The organism is Methylobacterium sp. GXS13 (assembly GCF_001455965.1).
Classification (GTDB): Bacteria; Pseudomonadota; Alphaproteobacteria; order Rhizobiales; family Beijerinckiaceae; genus Methylobacterium.
The window spans coordinates 1-14,641 of the sequence record NZ_LKKO01000031.1; the positions used below are offsets into that span (position 1 = coordinate 1).

General features: G+C 69.7%; 12 protein-coding genes and 1 pseudogene. 2 read left to right on the forward strand and 11 right to left on the reverse strand.

Translation table 11 applies throughout. The annotated features are described in order from the left end of the window. From AO398_RS11420 to AO398_RS11445, 6 genes and pseudogenes are all read right to left on the reverse strand, one after another. Positions 1-588: pseudogene (locus AO398_RS11420) on the reverse strand (hypothetical protein); the annotation flags it as partial. Between the two features lie 46 nt (positions 589-634). After that, positions 635-1,423, reverse strand: coding sequence for a histidinol-phosphatase (gene hisN, locus AO398_RS11425; RefSeq protein ID WP_058192181.1), 789 nt, complete (start codon positions 1,421-1,423; stop codon positions 635-637). 110 nt (positions 1,424-1,533) lie between these two features. Continuing rightward, the gene (locus AO398_RS11430) at positions 1,534-3,555 is read right to left on the reverse strand and encodes an AI-2E family transporter (RefSeq protein WP_058192182.1); all 2,022 of its coding nucleotides are present in this window, start codon (positions 3,553-3,555) and stop codon (positions 1,534-1,536) included. A gap of 137 nt (positions 3,556-3,692) precedes the next feature. Then, positions 3,693-5,144 carry an MmgE/PrpD family protein gene (locus AO398_RS11435; protein ID WP_058192183.1) on the reverse strand — a complete coding sequence of 484 codons (1,452 nt, stop codon included), beginning with the start codon at positions 5,142-5,144 and terminating at the stop codon, positions 3,693-3,695. Between the two features lie 355 nt (positions 5,145-5,499). Further along, positions 5,500-6,792, reverse strand: coding sequence for a nicotinate phosphoribosyltransferase (locus AO398_RS11440; RefSeq protein WP_058192184.1), 1,293 nt, complete (start codon positions 6,790-6,792; stop codon positions 5,500-5,502). A 127-nt stretch (positions 6,793-6,919) separates the two neighbouring features. Further along, complete coding sequence (locus AO398_RS11445) at positions 6,920-7,423, reverse strand: pyridoxamine 5'-phosphate oxidase family protein (protein WP_058192185.1); 504 nt, start codon at positions 7,421-7,423, stop codon at positions 6,920-6,922. 239 nt (positions 7,424-7,662) lie between these two features. On the opposite strand from AO398_RS11445, the gene apbC reads away from it, so the two are divergent. Both apbC and mobA read left to right on the forward strand, forming a co-directional pair. Then, on the forward strand, positions 7,663-8,811 hold the full coding sequence (apbC, locus tag AO398_RS11450; RefSeq protein ID WP_058192186.1) for an iron-sulfur cluster carrier protein ApbC: 1,149 nt from the start codon (positions 7,663-7,665) through the stop codon (positions 8,809-8,811). Between the two features lie 7 nt (positions 8,812-8,818). Next, complete coding sequence (mobA, locus tag AO398_RS11455) at positions 8,819-9,472, forward strand: molybdenum cofactor guanylyltransferase MobA (protein WP_058192187.1); 654 nt, start codon at positions 8,819-8,821, stop codon at positions 9,470-9,472. A gap of 204 nt (positions 9,473-9,676) precedes the next feature. Here mobA and AO398_RS11460 read toward each other — a convergent pair whose 3' ends face one another. From AO398_RS11460 to gyrA, 5 genes are all read right to left on the reverse strand, one after another. Beyond that, positions 9,677-10,138 carry a peptidylprolyl isomerase gene (locus AO398_RS11460; RefSeq protein ID WP_058192188.1) on the reverse strand — a complete coding sequence of 154 codons (462 nt, stop codon included), beginning with the start codon at positions 10,136-10,138 and terminating at the stop codon, positions 9,677-9,679. Positions 10,139-10,204: 66 nt separating this feature from the next. Continuing rightward, on the reverse strand, positions 10,205-10,702 hold the full coding sequence (locus AO398_RS11465) for a hypothetical protein (RefSeq protein ID WP_082643239.1): 498 nt from the start codon (positions 10,700-10,702) through the stop codon (positions 10,205-10,207). Positions 10,703-10,711: 9 nt separating this feature from the next. After that, positions 10,712-11,260: a peptidylprolyl isomerase gene (locus AO398_RS11470; RefSeq protein ID WP_058192189.1), complete on the reverse strand. Its 549-nt coding sequence runs from the start codon at positions 11,258-11,260 to the stop codon at positions 10,712-10,714. A 27-nt stretch (positions 11,261-11,287) separates the two neighbouring features. Next, positions 11,288-11,791, reverse strand: a complete 504-nt coding sequence (gene coaD / locus AO398_RS11475; protein WP_058192190.1) for a pantetheine-phosphate adenylyltransferase — start codon at positions 11,789-11,791, stop codon at positions 11,288-11,290. A gap of 61 nt (positions 11,792-11,852) precedes the next feature. Then, complete coding sequence (gyrA, locus tag AO398_RS11480; RefSeq protein WP_058192191.1) at positions 11,853-14,609, reverse strand: DNA gyrase subunit A; 2,757 nt, start codon at positions 14,607-14,609, stop codon at positions 11,853-11,855. Positions 14,610-14,641: the final 32 nt, after the last annotated feature.

The following is a 14,641-nucleotide window of genomic DNA, read 5'->3' on the forward strand; positions in this document are numbered from 1 at the left end:
GGCCTTGGCGCGGGCTCGGGGCACGCCGCCCGGCCGGTGGGAAGCGAGGAAACGGGCGCGCAGCGTCCGGCCGAGACCCCGGGGCGCCAGGGTCGCCGTGACCGCCGGCGTCGCGACGCCCCTGCCCGCCCCCGCCGGCATCGCGACCCGGCACTCGGAGGGCGCCCAACGGCGCACGATGGCCAGCGCGGTATGCCGGTTGTAGTCGCGAAAGTAGCGGCGCAGCAGGGTCGCGGCGGCGTCCGCCCCATCCGCCATGGTGGCGAAGGCCGTGTGGCCCTCCGCATCCGCCCCGATCTCCCCCGACCAGCGGGCGGACTTGATGCACCATCCGTTGTTCAGCCGGACGCAGCGGGCGACGTAGGGCGGGTCCTCGGCGAGCCGGGCGGTCAGTGCCAGGGCCCGGGGCAGCAGGTTGACGCCGGCCTGTTCGTGCCAGTTGGAGACCGACCGGGTGGCGGCATCGAAGCGCGGGGGGGCGGCCTCGGCCGGGGCGGCTGCCACCGGCGGCGCGGCCAGGAGCGCGGCCGCGCGATCCTCGACGGACGGCATCAGGCCCGCCAGCAGGATGAGCGCGTTCAGCAGCACGCGGGCGGGCCCCCGTTGTCCCGGTCATGCGAAAGCCGGCAAAGCCTCACGGGTTCAGCACCTTCAGGGCTGCTTCGTGGAGGCGCGGGTCGCCCGCCGCCACGATGCGCCCGCCGCCTGCGGCCGAGCCGCCGTCCCAGGCCGTGACCCGGCCGCCGGCGCCCTCGACGATCGGGATCAGCGCGACGATGTCGTAGGGCTTCAGGCCGGCCTCGACCACGAGGTCGATCTGGCCGGCCGCGAGCATGCAATAGGCGTAGCAATCGGTGCCGTAGCGCGACATCCGCACCTGGCCTTCCAGGGCACGGAAGCGCTCAGCCTCCTCTCCTGTCGCGAACAGGCGCGGATCGGTGGTGGCCAGAATCGCCTGGCCCAGATCGGCGCAGCGGCGGGTGCGCAGGGTGCGTTCGCCCGCCGGGCCGCGCAGGCGGGCGTTGCGTCCATCGCCGGTGAAGCGCTCGCCGAGATAGGGTTGGTGCATCAGCCCGCGCACCGGGACGCCGTTACGGGTCAGGCCGATCAGCGTGCCCCAGGTCGGCAGGCCCGCGATGAAGGCGCGCGTTCCGTCGATCGGGTCGAGCACCCAGACGCATTCGGCGTCGGTCCGCTCGGCGCCGAATTCCTCGCCCAGGATGCCGTGGCCGGGGAAGGTCTGGCCGATCATCGCCCGGAGCACCACTTCGGCGGCCCGGTCGGCCTCGGTGACCGGATCGAACGGAGCTCCGCCGCGCGCCTTGTCGTCGAGGCCGAACTGGGCGCGAAAGAACGGCAGGATCGCCTGGCCGGACGCGTCCGCGAGATCGTCCATGAACCGCCCGAGTTCGACGACGCTCATCGGCTCTGTCCCCTGATCTGCCTGCGACCCGTCCGGTGGTCCGGCCGCTGCGCGACGAAACCGGGGCGGCCCCCCGGCCGTCAAGCCCCCGGGGCTGGAGTCGTCGCGGTTCATGCCTCCGCCGGCTCCGGCGCACGGGCCGCCGCGCCAGCCTCCGGGGCGCCGGCGATGTCGGCCTGGACGGCGGCCAGCACCGCCTCGATGGCCTCGCGCAGGGACGCCACCTGCCCGGTGGCGTTCGTGGCGCCCGCCTGGGCGCGCCCCACCCGCTCCGACTGGCCGTTCTGGGCGAGCCACAGGCCGAGCAGGACCGGCACCCCCGGCATCCGCGCCTGCAGGCGCTCGACCAGACGGCGCAGGTGCGTCGGCTCGCCGTTCAGCGCCAGCGAGACCACGCAGGCCATCCGGGCCGGGCCGGGCTCGAACCGTCCGATCCGTGCCGAGGACGCCTCCGAGAACGGCACCGTGCGGATGCCGATGCCGCGCTTCTCCAGGATCTGGGCCAGGATCGCGGCGGCGGCCTCGTCGAGGAAGCCGCGGCCCGAGATGCACAGCACCGCACCCTTGCGGGTCCAGGCCTCCGGCAGGGTCTCCGGCGCGGGGCCGATCGGCATCGGGCTGCAGGCGTTCTCGCCGCCCTCCCCCGCCGCCTCGGTGGCGGCATCGCTGCGCTCGGACAGGTCGGCGATCAGCTCGCCCAGGGCGGTGCGCATCGCGCCCTTCTGCTGGGTGGTCAGAACCCCGCGCGCAGCGTCCCGGGCGGCGAGCTCCAGGCCCTTGAGCACGACCTCGTCGTAGTAGGACGACAGCGAGCATTGCTGCAGGATCAGCTCGGCATGGCCCAAAACCTCCTCGGAATCGCCGGCCAGGATGCGCTGGTAGAAATTCTGCACCGGGGTGAGCGCCGGCCGGTCGCCGAACAGCACGTCGAGGAATTCCAGGTGCTCGACATGCCGTCCCAGCACCACCAGGCAGACGGTCAGCGGCGTCGACAGGAGCAGGCCCACGGGCCCCCACAGCCAGGTCCAGAACAGGGCCGAGACCAGCACCGCGAGCGGCGAGAGCCCCGTGGACTGGCCGTAGACGATCGGCTCGAACACCTGTCCCGTCAGCGGTTCCAGGATGAGGAACAGGATCGTCACCGCGATCATCATGTTCCAGCCGGGATCGACCGCGGCGGCCAGCGTGATCGGCAGGATCGCCGACAGGAACGCCCCGATATACGGCACGAACCGCATCAGGGCCGAGAAGATCGCCCAGAGTATCGGGTTCGGCACGCCGATGACGTAGAGCCCGATCCCGATCACGACCCCGAAGGCGGTGTTGAGGGCGAGCTGCACGACGAAGTAGCGGCTGAGACGCCCGGCGGCGTCGTCGATCGCCCCGGTGGTCCGGTGCAGGTCGCTCGAGCCCGCAAGCCGGATCATGCGGTCGCGCAGGTCCTCGCGCTGCATCAGCACGAACAGCAGCACCACGAAGACGATACCCACCGTGGCCAGCGGCTGCAGCACCGGCGACAGCAGCGTGCCCAGCATTTCCAGCGGTCCCGGCGGGATCGACGCCACCTCGACCAGGACGGGTTTCTGGCCCGGCTTGGCCTCGTCCAGCCCGGGGGCAGGCTCGGTTGGCTGCGGTGCGGCTTTGGGCGTCTCTTTGGCCGGCTCCTTCGCCTGGTCCTGGCCACCGGTATGGAGCGCCCGGCCGATATTGGCGACGTAATCGGTGATGTGGCCCACCGGCGAGGCGCGCAAGCCCTCGATCTTGCGCTCGATGGTGGTGCGGTAGCGCGGGATGTCGCCCACAAGATCGGCCGCCTGGATGCCGATCAGGGTCCCCAGGGCCCCCACGATTCCGAGCGTCAGCAGGACGCTCACGCCGACCGCCACCAGCCGCGGCAGGCGCAGGCGCCGCAGGCGGCTCACCAGCGGCGTCAGCACGAAGGACAGAAGCAGCGCGATCGCGATCGGGATGAAGATCTCGCGGCCGAAATACAGGATCGCCACGATGGTGGCCCCGATCAGGATCGGCGACGCCATCGCGGCCCGCGGGGTCTCGGCCGCGGCGACCCGGGTCGGGCGCGGCGCAATCAGCGCGCGCTCAGGCTGCGCCCCGACCGGGGTTCTCGTACCCATGCTGCGAGTCCACACCCCGAACGCCACATGCGGGCGCCCGCCGGGGGTCGCGGGGCCTCGCGGCAGAGGAACGGCACGGGGCCGGAAAACGATCCCGCTGGCCTCGCGTATCCGTTATCGAGGCGCCGACGCCCCGATCACGCCCCCTGCACCCCGGCCCGGGCCACCGCGCCGACATCCTTCAGCTCGGGGAGCGACCAGCACATCTGCATCACCTGCTTGGCCTGGGCCTCCGGCAGCACCCCGGCGGCGAGATCGGTGAACTTCGCCTCCAGCTGCGCGTCGGACATCGGCGTCTCGACGCTGCCGATCGCGTGCTCGATCCGACGGTGGAAGGTCCGACCGTCGTTCAGGGTCACGGTCATGTCGACCTGCGCGGCGTCGATGCCGGGGGTGATCACCGGCACGACCTTCTGGCGCAGGGCGACGACGCGCGGGTCGTTCACCGCCCGGTCGCTGAACTGCTTCTCGCCGCCCGCACCCTCCACGAGGGCGACCGCGGCCGCATGGTAGATGCTGAACTTGCCCTCCAGGCCGGTCTTCGGCGCGGTCTTGCCGGTGAGCTCCAGAACCAGCGGGTGGACCTTGAGATCGACCCGGGCGATGTCCTCCGGCCGGACATGGTCCTGGTCGCGGATCTGGACGCCCGCATCGATCGTCGGGTGCATGACGATCCCGCAGGCGAACGGCTTGTAGGTGTTGAGCAGGGCCTCGTAGCGGGTGCCCAGCCCGTCGGTGATCTCGGACCAGTCCTGCTTGGTCGAGATCGTGTTGGCCCAGCCGCGCTTGGCCTCGATCATGCCCTCCGACGAGGTGAAGCCCTTGGCCGCCAGGATCGCCGCGAACAACCCGTTCGAGGCCGCCCGGCCCGGGTTGAAGCTCTTGTTCATCGAGCCGAACGATTCGCGCAGGCCCACCGGCTGCGATGCGGCGAGGCCCAGCGCGTAGACCATCTGCTGCTCGGTCAGGCCCATCAGCTTGCCGGCTGCCGCCGCGGCGCCGAACGGCCCGCAGGTGCCGGTGATGTGCCAGCCGGCGTCGTAGTGGTTCGGATAGACTGCGTTGCCGATCCGGCACTCGGTCTCGATCCCGACCACCAGCGCGTCGAGGAAGTCCTTGCCCGAGACCGGCTTCATCTGGGCGTAGGCCAGGATCGCCGACGCGACCGGGCCGGCCGGGTGGATGATCGTCTTGAGGTGGGTGTCGTCGAAATCGAAGATGTGGCTCGCCACGCCGCTGAGGAAGGCGGCGTTCATGATGTCGAACCGCTCCGCCCGGCCGAACAGGCCGGCCTGCGGTGGTCCCGAGAACGGCTGCAGCGCCGCGACCGCCACGTCCACGGTCTCGTGGTGGGAGCCGCCGATCGCCACGCCGACCCAGTTGAGGAAACTGCGCACGCCCTCGCGGCGGACGGTCTCCGGCAGGGTGTCGTAGGACGAGGCCAGGATCCACTGCGCCAAGATCTTCGTGACGGGCGGCGGCGCCTTGGCGGCCGGCTTCACGGATTCGGCGGCCTGTGCGCCGTCCAGGGCCGGGGCCGCCAGGGCGAGGGCTGCGGCGCCGATGAGCGAGCGGCGATTCATAGTCATGGCGTTCTCCCGTCGAGCCGGCCGCACGCGGCGGGCTCTGTTGGTCGACACCATACTGAATAAGGCGCGGGTCCGTCAGCAGGTGTGTTGACAGGCCCACGCAGATGAAGCCCGCTCGCTTGGAAGCTCCACGGCAGACCGTCTCCGCGCGCGCACCACCCTTTCCCGGACACCTGGAACGTCAGTGGAAGGTGATCCGGGACCCCGCGGAAGAAGCACCGCGCAGCGGCACCTTTCGAGCTAACGCGGACACTAAGCGTCGTCTTGCGCTGGGTCCCGGGTCGCATTCCGCTGGCGCTGCATGCGCCCGGGAAAGGGCTGCGTTTCCGAATGCCGGCGGCGCAGTAGTCGCGCCTCACACCAGCACCGGCAACGCCTCCTGCTCGCCCACGCCAAAAACCCGGCGGTAGCGGGCGATCGCGTCGGCCGGTCCCTGGGCCTTGGTCGGGTTGTCGGAGAGCTTGACGGTGGGACGGCCGTTCGCTGCCATGACCTTGCAGACCACCGAGACCGGATCGAGCTTGCCGTCGGGCAGGAGACCGCGGAAGTCGTTGGTGAGCAGGGTGCCCCATCCGTAGCCGATGCGCATGCGTCCGTGGAAATGGGCGTGAATGTGCTCGATGGCGTCGATATCGAGCCCGTCGGAGAAGATCGCGAGCTTGTCCCGGGGATCGTAGCCGCGCTCCCGCCAGAAGCGGATCACCTCCTCGCCGCCCGCGATCGGATCCTTTGAATCGATGCGGATGCCGGTCCAGTCGCTCACCCAGTCCGGGGCGTTGGCCAGGAAGCCGGTGGTGCCGTAGGTGTCGGGCAGGATGACCCGCAGGTTGCCGTCGTAATCCTCCTGCCAGTCGGCGAGCACCGCGTAGGGCGCGGCGGCGAGTGCCGCGTCGTCCTCGGCCAGCGCCGCGTAGACCATAGGCAATTCGTGGGCGTTGGTGCCCACCGGCTCGACCTCCTGCCGGGCGGCGATCAGGCAGTTCGAGGTGCCGAGGAACGCGCCGCCCAGCCCCTCGGCCATGGCCTGCACGCACCAATCCTGCCAGAGGAAGCCGTGGCGTCGGCGCGTGCCGAAATCCGCCACCGACAGGTCGGGCAGCTTCTGCAGCCGCTGGATCTTCTCCCAGACCCGGGTCATCGCCCGTGCGTAGAGCACCTGCAGGTCGAGCTTGCCGAGACCCTTCAGCACCGCGCGCGCCCGCAGTTCATTGAGGATCGCCAGGGCCGGGACCTCCCACATGGTGGTCTCGATCCACGGGCCGTGGAAGGTCAGCTCGTACTGGCCGTCATGGACCGCGAGCTCGTAGTCGGGCAGCTGGAAGCCTTCGAACCACGCCACGAATTCCGGGCCGAGGATCCGGCCCTGACCGCGGAACACGTTACCGCGCAGCCACGTCACCTCACCCTTGCTGAGCCGCAGGCTGCGGGCATGGTCGAGCTGCTCGCGCAGCAGCCCGGCATCGACCTCGTCTGCGATGCGGATGCGCTTCGTGCGGTTGGTGATGCCGAAGGTGGTGTCGATCTGCGGATGCCGGCGCAGGATCGTCTGTGCCATCAGCAGCTTGTAGAAATCCGTGTCGAGCAGCGACCGTACGACCGGGTCGATGCGGAAGCTGTGATCGTGGACCCGTTTCGCCAGATCAATCATGCTTTTCGGACTCGTCCCGCGTCTCACGGCGCAGAGCGCATGCCGGGCGCGGGCGCGTCAATACGAAGGGCGACACGTCCCTACGACGCGCCGCCCCCGTTACCCACGTCGCCAAGTCACAAAAAACTCAGGCGAGATCGACCTTCTTGGTCTCGGTCTTGGGGCTCTCGCCGGTGAGCGTCGCCTTCACGTAGCCGTAGAGATGCAGCATCTTGCTGTTGGGGCTGTCCCAGTATTCGCCCTTCTCCGGGTGGACACGGATCAAGGCGACCTCGGGGTCGTCCTTGCCGTTGGGGAACCAGGTCTTCAGGCTCTCATTCCACTTCTCGTCGATCTTGGCCTGCTCGCGCACGATCTCGGCCTTGCCGGCCACCGAGACGTAGGTCTGGCTCGACGGGTCGGAATAAGCCAGGTTCACCTGGTTGTCCTTGCTGATCTCCGCGGTCTTGGGCGAGTGCAGCTTGGTGAAGAACCACAGATCGCCGTTCTCATCAGCGTCGTTGTTCCACATCGGGCGGCTGTTGAGCGTACCCTCGGCATCGACAGTGGTCATCATCGCGATCTTCACGTCTTTGACCAGCTCGAACAGCTTCTTCGCGCCCTCGTGGTCGCGGTGATTGCCCTGATGCATCGGGTAAAGTCTCCTGGAAGTGGTCTGCGGGGGGCGTACCTGCGCGGTGCGCCGATCCCTAAAGAGTCTCGACACAACGGGCGAGGGCGGCGTTGGTTCAGGCCCGATACGGACTCCCGTCGGCAAGGCTGGCGTTTGCCGCCCGCAGGGCTACAAGGGACCAAATTCCGGGTCTGCGACGGCTGGCGAATACGGCCGGATACGCCCGTCCCGAGTCGTCCCATCAGGAGTCGAGAATCGTGGCCATCACTCGCGACGACGTGCTGCGTGCGCTTCAATCCGTCACCGTCTACGCCGCCGGCACCACCCTGCCCGGCTCCGGACGGTTGTCCCAGGTCGTGGTCGATCCCAGCAACCGGGTGATGTTCTCGATCCTGGTCGATCCGAGCGAGGCGGAGCGGTTCGAGCCGGTGCGGCGGGAGGCGGAGGGGCGTGTCCTGCAGATGCCGGGCGTCTCCGGTGTGTTCGCGAGCCTGACCTCGGAGCGGGGTCCGGGCATGCCGGCCCAGAGCGACGCCGCCCCCCGCCCGGTAACGCCGCCGCCGGTCGCCCCGCCGCGGCCCGGCGCGCCGCCGAACCAGGGGCCGCAGATCGCCGGCGTGCGCCACATCGTGGCGGTCGCCTCCGGCAAGGGCGGTGTCGGCAAGTCCACCACGGCCTGCAACCTTGCGCTGGCCTTGCAGGCCCAGGGGCTGAAGGTCGGCCTGCTCGACGCCGACATCTACGGGCCGTCGGTGCCGAAGCTGTTCGGCCTGTCGGGCAAGCCGACCGTGGTCGACAACAAGGCCATGGAGCCGATGGTCGGCTACGGGTTGAAGGTCATGTCGATCGGCTTCCTGATCGAGCCCGAGACGGCGATGATCTGGCGCGGCCCGATGGTGCAATCGGCGATCACCCAGATGCTGCGTGACGTGATCTGGGGCGAGCTCGACGTGCTCATCGTCGACATGCCGCCCGGCACCGGCGACGCCCAGCTCACCATGGCCCAGGCCACCCCGCTCTCCGGTGCCGTCATCGTCTCGACGCCCCAGGACCTCGCGCTGATCGACGCCCGCCGGGGCGTGACCATGTTCAAGAAGGTCGCGGTCCCGATCCTCGGGGTGATCGAGAACATGGCGACCTTCGTCTGCCCGAATTGCGGCCACGCCTCCCACATCTTCGGGCATGGCGGCGCCCGCATCGAGGCCCAGCGCCTGGGCGTGCCGTTCCTCGGCGAGGTGCCCCTCGACATGACCATCCGGGAGACCTCGGATTCCGGCCGGCCCGTCGTGGCGACCGAGCCCGACGGCCCGCATGCCAAGGTCTATCGCGACATCGCCGCCAAGCTCTGGGCGAACCTGTCCGGGGCCCCGGCGGGGCGGACGGCGCCCAGGATCGTCATCGAGTGATGCTTTCGTGGTGGACCGCCCGCCGATCCTAGGCCTGATCCTCGCCGGCGGCCTCGGCCGGCGCATGGGCGGGGTCGACAAGCCGCTGCTCGAACTCGGCGGCCGGACGCTGCTGGCACGGGTGGTGGAGCGGCTGGGTCCGCAATGCGGCGCGGGGCTCGTGCTCAGTGCGAACGGCGATCCGGCCCGGTTCGCCGGGTTTCCGGGGGCGGTCCTGCCCGACACGGTGCCGGGCCTCCCGGGTCCGCTCGCCGGCCTTCTCGCGGGGCTCGACCACGCCGCGCACCATCCGGTTGTGACCCATGTCCTGAGCGTGCCCGGGGACGCTCCGTTCCTACCGGGCGATCTCGCCGCGCGGCTCGGATCGGCTCTGAAGGGCGCGCCGATCGCGCTCGCCGCCTCGGGTGGACGCGAGCACTACACCGTGGCGCTCTGGCCTGTCGGGCTGCGGGATGATCTGCGTCGGGCGCTGTGTGAGCGGGACGAGCGGCGGGTGGGGGCGTTCATCGCGCGTCACGGCGCGGCCGTCGTCGAATGGCCAGTTGAAACGGTCGATCCGTTCTTGAACGTCAATACGCCGGGAGATCTGGCCGCGGCCGCAGAACTTACCCACGGGCTCAACCAGCTGGGTCGTGCTGCCGAAGGACTGTCAAGTGCCTGAGCGCTACGACGGTATCCAGTCGGATCGCTGATCCCACACCGTCATTGCGAGCGAAGCGAAGCAACCCAGGGAAACGCCACGTTCGGGGATCGCGCGCCGCCCTGGGTTGCTTCGCTACGCTCGCAATGACGAAGGCTGTGGAACGCTCTGATTGGCCGCCCGTACTCGCACTTGTGGCGAGAGCACGGGCGGCGACGTCTCGAATTAAGCCGCTTCGCCCACGCTCGCCTTCACGATCTTGTCCGGGGAGCGCGGCGGCTCGCCCTTGTTGATCGTGTCGACCACGTCCATGCCTTCCACGACCTTGCCCCAGACCGTGTACTGCTTGTCCAGGAAGCGGGCGTCGTCGAAGCAGATGAAGAACTGCGAGTTCGCCGAGTGCGGGAAGTTGGTGCGGGCCATCGAGCAGGTGCCGCGCACGTGGGGCTCGGCGTTGAACTCGGCCTTCAGGTCCGGCAGCTCGGAGCCGCCCGAGCCGGTGCCGGTCGGGTCGCCGGTCTGGGCCATGAAGTTCTCGATCACCCGGTGGAACGGCACGCCGTCGTAGAAGCCCTGGGCGGCCAGGGTCTTGATCCGCTCGACATGGCCCGGGGCGAGGTCGGGGCGCAGCCCGATCACGACGCGGCCCTTGGTGGTCTCGAGGATGAGGGTTTCGGTATCGGCCATGGGTAGGTCCTTCCTGTTGGTGGAAATGTAGCGGCGCCCATAGGATCGGCGAGCGCGGCGAAACGGTCAGGCCGGCGGCCGGTAGACGAAGCGCAGAGCCACCGGCCGGCCGGCGATCGCTCGGCCAAGGCCCGGGGTGATCCGCGCCGGGGTGCAGCCCGCGAGCGCATCGAGGGTCGCCCGCACCAGGTTGCGACGCTGTCCGTCAGCGAATCCCGCCGCGTAGGTGATGCGCGGGGGACCGATCAGGCTGCCGTCGCGCCGGAGCGACAGCCGCGCGGTGATCTCGACGTCGTCGGACCCGGTGACCGGCCCGGCGAGGCCGGCGGGCGGTTGCCAGCAGGCCGCCAGCACCGGGTAGAGTTCGGCCAGGGTGTCGGCCGCCCGCGCCGGTCGATGCGCCAGCGGCACCGCGACGGTGCCCCGCAGGGTCTGCGGCAGGCTCAGCGGATAGGCGCCGCCGGGCTCGTACGCGTAGCCGCCGTAGGCATAGAAGCCGTCATAGGCGCGCGCCGCCGCCGGGGCGAGGGCGAGCGCGCCGAGGACGACCAGCCGGCGCCACATCGGCGGGCGCTACTTCGCCTTCTCGGCGAGCGTCATGCGGACGATCTTGTCCGGGTCCTGCACGGCGCCGCCCGGCGCGCCGGGGGAAGCCTTCTTGATCTTGTCGAGCACGTCGAGCCCGTCCGTGACGTTGCCCACGACCGTGTACTGCTTGTTCAGGAACGGTGCGTCGCCGAGGCAGATGAAGAACTGCGAATTGGCCGAGTTCGGATCCGACGAGCGGGCCATGCCCACGGTGCCGCGGCGGAACTCGGCGGTCTGCGAGAACTCCGCCGGGATGTTCGGCAGGCTGGAGCCGCCGGTACCGTTGCCCTTCGGGTCGCCGGTCTGGGCCATGAAGCCGTCGATCACCCGGTGGAACTTCAGGCCGTCGTAGAAGCCCTGGGAAATCAGCGTCTTGATCTGCTTGACGTGCTTTGGGGCAAGATCCGGCCGCAGCGCGATGGTGATGCGCCCGTCCTTGGTCTCGAGATAGACCGTGTTGGCGTCGGCGGCCTGGGCGGCCGTGACGGAGCCGAACGTGAGGGCGAGCGCGAGGAGGGCGTGGCGGCGGTTCATCGGGTTCCTTCCAGAAACGTCAGAGGATCAGGCTGTGGCGGCGAAGCGCTGCCGGATGCGGTCGGCGACGGCCGCGGGCACGAAGGGCGAGACGTCCCCGCCCATGCCGGCGATCTGGCGCACCAGCGTCGCGGTGATCGGGCGCGCCTGCGTCGAGGCGGGCAGGAACACGGTCTGCACCTCGGGTGCCATGGCACCGTTCATCCCGGCGAGCTGCATCTCGTAATCGAGATCCGTTCCGTCGCGCAGGCCGCGGATGAAGATGGACGCCCCGCAGCGCCGGGCGGCCGAGACCGCGAGGTCGGCGAAGGTCGCAATCTCCAGCGTCGCGCCCTCGGCCTCGGCCACCGGCCCGCAGGTCTCGGTGAGCAGCGCCGCGCGCTCCTCGGCGGAGAACAGCGGCGCCTTGCCAGGATGGACGCCGATGGCGATCACGAGGCGGTCCACCAGCCGGCAGGCTTGGCGGACCACGTCGAGATGGCCGTTCGTGACCGGATCGAACGATCCGGCGTAGAGGGCGGTGCGGGTCATCGAGGCCCGACCTAGAGCATTTTTGCGCCGGACGGAACCTCGGGGCGGGGGTGAAGGCGCCTCACGCCGCCTCGGGGCCCCCCTCCGGGCCGGCCTCGAGGTCGCCCTCCGCGCCCGCCTCGGTCTCGTCCTCACCGACGATATGCTCCACCGACACGACCTTCTCGTCCTTGGCGGTGTTGAACACGGTCACGCCCTGCGAGGCGCGGCCGACGATGCGGATGTCGTCCACCGGCACCCGGATCAGCTGGCCCCGGTCGGTGACCAGCATGATCTGATCCGTGGCCTCGACCGGGAAGGAGCCCACGAGGTTGCCGTTGCGGTCGTTGACCCGCATCGCCGTGATGCCCTTCCCGCCCCGGCCCGAGGTCCGGTACTCGAAGGACGAGGAGCGCTTGCCGTAGCCCCGCTCGGACAGGGTGAGCACGTATTGCTCGGCCGCGCCCATCTCGGTGTAGCGCTCCGGCGAGATCGCGGCGGCCTCGGCGCCGTCCTCGGCCTCGACCTCGGCGCCCTCCTCCGCCTCGCCGGTGACGGCGCGGCGCATCTTCAGGTAGCCGGTCCGCTCCTCGGCGCTGGCATCGAAGGCGTTCAGGATCGTCATCGAGATGACCCGGTCGTCCTTGGCCAGCAGGATGCCGCGCACGCCGGTGGAATCGCGGCCCTTGAACACGCGCACGTCCTCCACCGGGAAGCGGATGCACTGCCCCATCGCCGTGGTCAGCAGCACGTTCTGGTCCGGCCGGCAGATCTCGACATGGACGATGTGGTCGCCCGGATCGAGCTTCATGGCGATCTTGCCGTTGCGGTTCACCTGGACGAAGTCCGAGAGCTTGTTGCGCCGGACATTGCCGCTGGCGGTCGCGAACATGACGTCCAGGGTCTCCCAGGACGCCTCGTCCTCGGGCAGCGGCATGATCGTGGTGATGCGCTCGGAGGTGTCCTGCAATTGCAGGATGTTCACCAGCGCCTTGCCGCGGGCGTTCGGGGCGGCCATCGGCAGGCGCCAGACCTTCTCCTTGTAGGCCTGGCCCTGGCTGGAGAAGAACAGCACCGGCGTGTGCGTGTTGGCCACGAACAGGCGGGTGACGAAATCCTCGTCGCGGGTCGCCATGCCGGAGCGGCCCTTGCCGCCCCGGCGCTGCGCCCGGTAGGTCGAGAGCGGCACGCGCTTGACGTAGCCGGCATGGGACACGGTCACCACCATGTCCTCGCGGGCGATCAGATCCTCGTCGTCGACGCTCGAATCGTAGTCGACGATCTCGGTCCGGCGCGGGGTGGCGAATTGCTGCCGCACCTCGATCAGCTCGTCCTTGACGATCGCCTGGATGCGCGCGCGCGAGCGCAGGATGTCGAGATAGTCGGCGATCTCGTCGGCCAGCGACTTCAACTCGTCGCCGACCTCGTCGCGGCCGAGCGCCGTGAGGCGCTGCAGGCGCAGGTCGAGGATGGCGCGGGCCTGGGTCTCGGACAGGCGGTAGGTGCCGTCCTCGGCGACCCGGTGGCGCGGGTCGTCCACCAGCGCGATCAGCGGTGCGATGTCGTGGGCCGGCCAGTCGCGGCCCATCAGGGCCTCGCGGGCGGTGTTCGGGTCCGGCGAGGTGCGGATCAGCCGGATCACCTCGTCGATATTGGCGACCGCGATGGCCAACCCGCACAAGACGTGGGCGCGCTCGCGGGCCTTGCCGAGCAGGAACTTGGTGCGCCGGGAGACGACCTCCTCGCGGAAATCGACGAAGGCCTGGAGCAGGTCCTTCAGGTTCATCAGCTCCGGCCGGCCGCCGTTGAGGGCGACCATGTTGCAGCCGAAGGAGGATTGCAGCGGCGTGAACCGGTAGAGCTGGTTCAGCACCACCTCGGCCATGGCGTCGCGCTTGATCTCGACCACGATGCGCATGCCGCTGCGGTCGGATTCGTCGCGCAGGTCCGAGATGCCCTCGACCCGCTTCTCCTTCACGAGCTCGGCGATCTTCTCGACCAGCGTCGCCTTGTTCACCTGATACGGGATCTCGGTGAAGATCAGCGCCTCGCGCTCCTTGCGCAACTCCTCGATATGCGACTTGGCCCGCATGATCACCGAGCCGCGGCCGGTGGCGTAGGCCTGCCGGGTGCCGGCCCGGCCGAGGATCATGCCGCCGGTGGGGAAATCCGGGCCGGGCACGATCTCGGTGAGCTGCTCGATGGTCAGCCCGGGATCGTCGATCAGCGCCATGCAGGCGTCGATCAGCTCGCCGAGATTGTGCGGCGGGATGTTGGTCGCCATGCCGACCGCGATGCCGCCGGCGCCGTTGGCAAGGAGGTTCGGGAACCGGGCCGGGAGGACTTTCGGCTCCTCCCGCGACTCGTCGTAGTTCGGCTGGAAGTCGACGGTGTTCTTGTCGATGTCGGACAGCAGCGCGGTCGCCGGCTTGGCCAGGCGTGATTCGGTGTAGCGCATGGCCGCCGGCGGATCGCCGTCGACCGAGCCGAAATTGCCCTGCCCGTCGATGAGCATCAGGCGCATGGAGAAGTCCTGCGCCATCCGCACCAAGGCGTCGTAGATCGATTGGTCGCCGTGCGGGTGGTAGAGACCGATCACGTCGCCGACGATGCGGGCCGACTTGACGTATTTCCGCTCCGGCAGGTGCCCGGATTCGAAGGCGGAATACAGGATGCGGCGGTGGACCGGCTTCAGCCCGTCGCGCGCGTCGGGAAGCGCGCGACTCACGATCACGCTCATCGCGTAATCGAGGTAGGAGCGGCGCATCTCGTCGGTGATGGAGACGGGGCGAATGTCGCTGGCGGGCGGGGCGGTGCCCGTCGGATCGGTCTCGGCCAAGGAAGTACCCGTAATCAGGCCCGGAGGGGCGG